General features: G+C 61.0%; 6 protein-coding genes. 5 read left to right on the top strand and 1 reads right to left on the bottom strand.

Annotation, left to right across the window (positions count from 1 at the left end; translation table 11 throughout):
- A partial coding sequence (locus K2U94_RS20045; RefSeq protein WP_243069049.1) for a hypothetical protein occupies positions 1-623 on the bottom strand: 623 nt, incomplete at its 3' end.
- Between the two features lie 135 nt (positions 624-758).
- On the opposite strand from K2U94_RS20045, the gene K2U94_RS20040 reads away from it, so the two are divergent.
- The 5 genes from K2U94_RS20040 to K2U94_RS20020 all read left to right on the top strand — a co-directional run bounded on the left by K2U94_RS20040 (position 759) and on the right by K2U94_RS20020 (position 6,394).
- A complete protein-coding gene (locus K2U94_RS20040; RefSeq protein WP_336606190.1) occupies positions 759-1,466 on the top strand; it encodes a helix-turn-helix domain-containing protein in 708 nt (235 codons plus the stop codon).
- Positions 1,467-1,562: 96 nt separating this feature from the next.
- A complete protein-coding gene (locus K2U94_RS20035; protein ID WP_243069048.1) occupies positions 1,563-2,090 on the top strand; it encodes a hypothetical protein in 528 nt (175 codons plus the stop codon).
- 342 nt (positions 2,091-2,432) lie between these two features.
- Entirely contained in the window at positions 2,433-3,395 is a 963-nt protein-coding gene (locus K2U94_RS20030; RefSeq protein WP_243069047.1) for an ArdC family protein, read from the top strand.
- Between the two features lie 172 nt (positions 3,396-3,567).
- On the top strand, positions 3,568-5,679 hold the full coding sequence (locus K2U94_RS20025) for a ParB/RepB/Spo0J family partition protein (RefSeq protein WP_243069046.1): 2,112 nt from the start codon (positions 3,568-3,570) through the stop codon (positions 5,677-5,679).
- 115 nt (positions 5,680-5,794) lie between these two features.
- Positions 5,795-6,394, top strand: coding sequence for a DUF6927 domain-containing protein (locus K2U94_RS20020; protein WP_243069045.1), 600 nt, complete (start codon positions 5,795-5,797; stop codon positions 6,392-6,394).
- Positions 6,395-6,430 lie beyond the last annotated feature (36 nt).

Below are 6,430 nucleotides of genomic sequence, written 5' to 3'. Positions count from 1 at the left end.
TTCTCGGCCGACGGTTGAGAAAGGGTCAATAGAATTTTATCACGATCCTCTTGCGGGAAAAGACCGTCACGATCGGTGATCCGCAAGGTTGTGAATCCATAACGCTCTGCGTATTCGACTGCATCGCGGAACGCCGTTTCGATGGGCTCGCGGAACCCTTCCATCTCGTGCAAAATGAACGCGCCGGGTGTCACCGTCGTGATCAATCGCCAGCGCCCGATAATCGTCCCCTCAGTGTCGCGTTCAACCCCAAGCTCGACGCAACCACCTTCCCCAACAGGGCCCGGGTTATTGGTGAACTGAAGAGGTTTAGCCCGTCGCCAGACGGCTCCGGTCTTGAAAGGCGCATCGCTCACGCGGCCTCGATGCTGCGCGATTTCGAATCCGGCGCGGCGCAACCGCTGACCTACAGCCCATCCGCAGAATTGAGATGCTTCATCGCGCGCGCGTTTGTCAGGCAATGTATTGATAATCGGCCCGACGGCGCTCGCCACTGCCTGCACTGCAGGCTTGCCCCAGACCGAAAGAAACCGAAACTCAAACATGCGATCAGGTCGGTTGACGATTCTCGAAAGTTTCCGGCCGATTTCGGTGCTCGCATACGACTCATACCAATTGCTCATAACATGCCCTCACAAAACATGACCACACAAAAAGTGTAGTAGATAAAAACAAACTTTGCAAGCCGCGCAACGCATATTGCCAGGGGGATTATGTTATGATAATTTCACAAGTGTGATTATCATAGGTCTCTGCTAATGCAGCCCGAACAAATGCGTGCGGCCCGAGCCGCGCTAAACTGGTCCCTTGATCGATTGGCCGAGGCATCCGGAGTGCATCGAAACACGCTCTCAAATTTCGAGACGCGCAAATATGACGGCGACCCGGAGAAAGTCGCCGCAGTCGCGCGCGCCCTCAGAGCGGCGGGCGTAATTTTCATCAAAGAGAATGGGGAGGCGGCCGGCGTGAGACTTAGAAGGTTTCGTCAGGGAGATCGCGTCCGCTTCAGGCCTGAAACTCGCGTCCGGTTCGACTACGGCATTGGAGCAGATGAAGTCGGAACTGTCATTGCGGTGGAGCCACATCCTCCGGCAACTGGCCCCACCTACAGAGTGCAGGTTCAGTTTGAGCGGGCGCTAGTCCCCTTTGAATTTCGATTCGAATATGAACTCGTGCAAGCTGGACCGTTGTCCCTGGAAAGCTTCATCGAGAGTAGCGGCATGGCGATGATCCCTCTGTCACATTTCGTACCGAATCCCTCGTTGGATTCAGAACCGCACCTCGAAACCGATTTGTCCAAGCTGCCCCAAGAGCTAAGGTCGCAGATCATAATCCCGTCAGCAGACGACAAGCTTCGAAACACCGTCGAAGAGCGGGGCTTCATAACAAGCGAGGCCAACCCGTCGCTGATTCTGATGTGGCGACAATTCCCCGATGGCGTGCTTTACACAGGGCCTTTGGGGTAGACGGTGAGCGTGCGGACCTCTTTGCGGGATCGCACTAATTGGCCTACAAAAGTTACAAAGCTTGCGCTGCCTCCTTAACGGAAATCCAGAACCGGCATGACATCAATCGAAGCCCTCTCCCCTGTCTTCAGCGTCGATTCTCAGGGCGGTCATTTTTGCACTACCTCGCAAGGGCAGCGCAATCTAGTACAACTTGGGGGGCGCTTGGCAGGAAGCCAGGGTCTTGTCGGCCTATATGTGACCGAGAGCGCGGAACCAGATTATCAGCCAGACCCGGCGCAACATGGCCGCGTGGTTGCATTGGTTCGGATGCTGGCGATGCCCCAAGCGCACACGGTTCAGAACTACCCATCCGGATGCATGGAGCTTCGAGGCAGTCTAATGGCAGACCGCTGGCCGGTCGGATGGCCGTCAGAGACTGTGTTTTTCTCACCGCACGGTGGCCCTGTGCTGCGCGACGCGGTCGCGTTCGCGCTTCACATTCACGATTTTGCCGGTTTCGCGGGGCAGTTCCTGCAAGGTCCCATTGACCTCCGTGGAGTGCCCGCACTGCGCGATCGATTGATGATTGAAATCCGCCACGAGGTCGCGCGCAACCCGGCCGCGCAAGTCAGGCCGTTCTAGCTATATGTTGTGGTGCACTCATTCATGGTCCGCACCGTAATTGCCGCATAAGGCAAATTTTACCTATCCGCCTTGTCGCGTTGGTTGCCGACTTTCGTGAGCAATTTTCTCGCTAAACAAATCAATATCTTGAGCACGTTAGAGCCGGCTTGGAATAACGAAAATAGGTCGCATGTTGGGGAAAGCCTTCCCCCTGGCCGGCGCCAAGGTCGCCAGCGCACCCCCATCTGCGGGGAGACCCCGCAACGCCCTCGTGAGAGTTAGAGTGCGGATCGGATTTTCCGTGACGGGGAGAAAGGTTGCGAGAGAGGCTCGCGGCGCCCGTCGCGGAGACCTGCTGCGATGTCCAAGACTCTCAATCACGCCCGTTCTGGCAAGGACCGGACGGACCTTTATTCCGAAATCACCGACAAGATCATCGCCGAGCTGGCGGCGGGCCGCGCGCCCTGGGTCCAGCCGTGGGGATCGGCGGCGGGAATGGCGCCTTTGGGCATGCCGAAGAACGCCGCGACCGACCGGCGCTACACCGGAATCAACGTGCTCATTCTCTGGGGCGCGGTGATCGAGCATGGATTTACCGGCCAGAGCTGGCTGACCTTTCGTCAGGCGTTGAGCCTTGGCGGTCACGTACGCAAGGGCGAGCGCGGCACGACCGTCGTTTACGCCGACCGCTTCACGCCCGAGGATGAACGGCGCAAGGCCTCCGAGACTGGCGATGAAGCCAGGTCGATCGCCTTCCTCAAGCGGTTCACGGTGTTCAATGTCGCCCAATGCGAGGGCCTGCCTGAAGAGCTGATGGCGGCGGTGCCACCGGTCGAAACCGAACTTGTTCTGCCGCAGGTCGAAGCTTTGATCCGGGCGACGGGCCTGGATTTCCGCATCGGCGGGGACAGGGCGTTCTATCAACCTAGACTCGACTATGTGCAGGTTCCGCCTCCCCAGGCCTATTTCGAGCCGATCAACTGGCACCGCACTGCTTTGCATGAGGTCTCTCACGCAAGCGGCCATCTGTCTCGGCTCAATCGCGATCTGAGCGGATCGTTCGGGTCGAAGAAATACGCCTTCGAAGAACTCATCGCCGAAATCTCCGCAGCCTTTCTTTGCGCCTCGCTTGGCATCACGCCGACGGTGCGGCATGCCGATTATATCGGATCCTGGCTCGAGGTTTTGCACGACGATAATAAGGCGATCGTGCGCGCAGCGAGCGCGGCTTCGAAGGCGGCGGATTTCATTCTCGGCTTTGCGCCGGACGCCACGCGAACCGAAACCGCTGTTACTGACGAGGATGAGCAGGTCGCGGCTTGAATGAAAAGGGTCCGCCTCGCCTGGTCTTGCCGAAACGCAGGGCTGAGGCGCGCGGGCCTATCCGGTTGAGGTGTTTGAAACGGCGCGGCCCAGAGTCAGAGGGCTGCGCCGATTTTCGTGACGGGTAGGAGCCGAGAGAGAGATTTTCGGCGCCCGTCGCGGAGAAAAGACAATGGCGAATGCAGTTCAAAAAATCGTTCTCAGCGCCTCGCGCGACATTCCCTTCAACAAACTGGTTTTGAGCCAGTCGAACGTCCGGCGCTTGAAGGCTGGCATTTCGATCGAGGAGCTCGCCGAGGATATCGCCAGGCGCACGCTGCTTCAAAGCCTCAGCGTCCGCGCTGTCCTCGACGCCGAAGGCCAGGAAACCGGCATGTTCGAGATCCCCGCCGGCGGTCGCCGCTTTCGCGCGCTCGAACTGCTGGTCAAGCAGAAGCGCCTGGCCAAGAACGCGCCGGTGCCTTGCGTGGTGCGCGAAGGCGGTCTCGCCGAGGAGGATTCGCTGGCCGAAAACGTCCAACGCGTCGCCCTGCATCCGCTCGATCAGTTCCGGGCGTTTCAGGCGTTGCGCGAAAAGGGCCTCGGCGATGACGACATCGCCGCGCGCTTCTTTGTCACCCCGACCGTGGTGAAACAGCGCCTGCGTCTCGCCGCGGTCTCCAGCACATTGCTCGATGTCTATGCCGAGGACGGCATGACGCTGGAGCAATTGATGGCCTTCACCGTCACCAACGATCATGCGCGCCAGGAGCAGGTTTGGGAGGCGATTTCGCGCACCTACAACAAGGAAGCCTATTACATCCGCCGCCAGCTCACCGAAGGCGCGGTCAAGGCTCTGGATCGTCGCGCGCGATTTGTCGGCGTCGAAGCCTATGAGGCGGCGGGCGGCGTGGTGCTGCGCGACCTGTTCCAGACCGACGATGACGGGGGCTGGCTGCAAGACCCGGCATTGCTCGACAAGCTCGTGATCGAGAAGCTGCAAGCCGCAGCGGAAGCGCTCCGTCCCGAAGGCTGGAAATGGATCGCCATCGCCGCGGACTTTCCCTATGGCCACACCGCCGGTTTGCGTCGCCTGACCGGAGAAGCGATTGACTTTACCGCGGAAGAGACAGCCAGTCTCGAAGCGCTGCGGGCCGAATATGAGGCGCTCGAGGCGCAATATGCTGACGCCGACGAATTGCCCGACGAGGCCGATCGGCGCCTGGGCGAAATCGAGGCGGCGATTGCGGCTTTGGAGCAGCGTCCCCTCAGCTATGATCCGGCCGAGATCGCCCGGGCCGGCGCGTTTGTCAGCCTAAACGACGAGGGCGCGCTGCAGATCGTGCGCGGCTTCGTGCGTCCCGACGATGAAGCGCCGGTCGCGCCGGTTGCGCCATTGACTCCGATTGAGGCCGGCGAGGCCGAAACCACGGCGCCCGCCGGCTCCGCAACCGCCGCCCCGCAAACCATCATCGCCATCGGCGGCGCCCCGACGGGCGGCGAACCGGAGACGTCCGAGGAGGAGGATGTTTTGCGGCCGTTGTCGGATCGGCTGGTCACCGAGCTGACGGCGCATCGCACGCTGGCTTTGCGCAACAGCCTGGCCAATGATCCCGACGTCGCGCTGCAGGCGGTGCTCCATGCACTCTGCCTCAGCGCCTTCTACCGATTTGCGTCCAACAGCTGCCTCGAGATCACGGCGAAACACACCGCCTTTTCCGCTCAAGCGCCGGGTTTGGCGGAAAGCGCGTCGGCGCGCGCGATCGAAGCGCGTCATCAGCAATGGGCGAATTTCCTGCCGAAAACGCCGGCCGACCTCTGGGACGTTCTGGCGGGATTGGATGGGGTCAACCAAGCGAACCTGCTCGCCCATTGCGCTTCGCTCACCGTCAATGTGGTCAAGGAGCCCTGGAACCGGCGTCCCGACGCAATGACCCATGGAGATACCCTCGCTCGGGCGGTCCATCTCGACATGGCGGCGGCGGGCTGGAAGCCGACGGTCGACAATTATCTCGGCCGTGTGCCGAAGGCCCGCATTCTCGAAGCGGTGCGCGAAGCCAAGGGCGAGCAATCGGCGCAGCTGATCGACCATTTGAAAAAGGGCGACATGGCTAGCGAAGCCGCGCGCCTGCTCGACGGCGCGGGCTGGCTGCCGGAGCCGCTGCGGCTCGCCGAAATCGAGACGGTCGAGCAAGCCCAAGCCGACGAGCCCGAGGCCCTGCCGGACTTCCTTGCTGGCGAGGAAGAAGAGGCCGCGGCCGACGAGCCCGATCAACCGCAGCCGCATTCTATCGCGGCGGAATGATCTCGATGCGGGGCGGCTTCGGTCGTCCCGTTTTTCTCTCAAACCCCAATCCGAAACACACCCGGCCATAGCGCCGGGCGCGTGACTTTCATTTCTTCATCGACAGGAGACAGCTATGGGCTGGCTTTACATGCGATCGCTCGGCGGCCATTCCGGACCGAAGCAATATCTCGATGCGCAATTCACTTACACGCGTCCCGAAATGACGTCTAAAGTGTTGCGCTCCGCGCTTGCCGGCATGCGCGTCTATTACGCCGCCGTGGAGCACATCCGCCTGGATACGGGCAAACGCGACGTCTTCGCCGTGGTGTGCCTGGTGCGCTATAATCCGCGCGACAAGGAAGGCTACGTCTTCGGCTACAAGGACATGGATGAAACCTTGGGTCCTTGCGAAAGCGAGTGTCCTGCCTCGATTCTCGATCTGCTGACGCCGATTGACGCGAAATATGCCCTGGACTGGCGCGTGCGCTGCCGCGAGAATCTCGCTGCTCGTCGCGCGCGGGCGGCCAAACCCGGACCGCGCGCGGGCCAGGTGATCGTCTTTGACGAGGCCTTGCGCTTCTCCAATGGGCTGAGTTTTGAACGGCTGGAGGTCATCGCCAACCCGCGCGGCCGCGGCGGCGTGCTGTTTCGCGCGCCGGACAGCGGCGGCCTCTACCGGATTTCCAATATCAAGAGCCGATCCTACCAGCTGCTCGAACCGCCGCGCGGCTGACGACGGCGTTGTTGGTGGTCGGCATCAATGGGTCTG

It is taken from the genome of Candidatus Rhodoblastus alkanivorans (assembly GCF_022760755.1).
GTDB classification, from domain to species: domain Bacteria; phylum Pseudomonadota; class Alphaproteobacteria; order Rhizobiales; family Beijerinckiaceae; genus Rhodoblastus; species Rhodoblastus alkanivorans.
This window is presented reverse-complemented; position numbering and strand designations above follow the sequence as displayed.